This window comes from Campylobacter concisus UNSWCS, from assembly GCF_000466685.1.
GTDB lineage: Bacteria > Campylobacterota > Campylobacteria > Campylobacterales > Campylobacteraceae > Campylobacter_A > Campylobacter_A concisus_A.
On record NZ_ANNG01000172.1, the window covers coordinates 1 to 466 of the forward strand.

Genomic DNA, 466 nt, shown 5'->3' on the forward strand with positions numbered 1-466 from the left:
AAAAATCAAATTTACAAACCAAACTAAATGAACTAAAGCAAAGATATAAAAACAAAGAAGCAGGCATCAATGCTTCTGACATAGAAGATCTAAGTGATATATTAGATAATATAAAAGATGAAGAGAGATACTATATAACAAACGTAGCACTAGCTACTACAAATGTAGCCTCTAAAACAACAGCTCTAATATCTCAAATAGCAGCAGCATCTGTAAGCTCACAAACATATGGCTTTAGCGTAGGAGTAGCAGCAAATATAAGTGGCACACAAACAAATACTAAAAACAAACAAACCATCTCTTCACCTTCAAATTTAAATGCTTTAAATATAAGACTAACAACCAATAAAGATAAAGATACTAGCACTAACATAACTGGCTCAAATCTACTAGCTAATAATAATATAGATATAAACACTAAAGATCTAAATATAAACTCTAGCCAAGATAGATTTGAATCAGATGA

Annotated in this window: 1 protein-coding gene; it reads left to right on the forward strand. The window is 30.0% G+C overall.

Features of this window, described 5'->3' with window-relative positions; genetic code table 11:
• Positions 1-466 (forward strand): hemagglutinin repeat-containing protein (locus UNSWCS_RS11420; protein WP_035144353.1); only part of this gene is annotated, 466 nt, incomplete at both ends.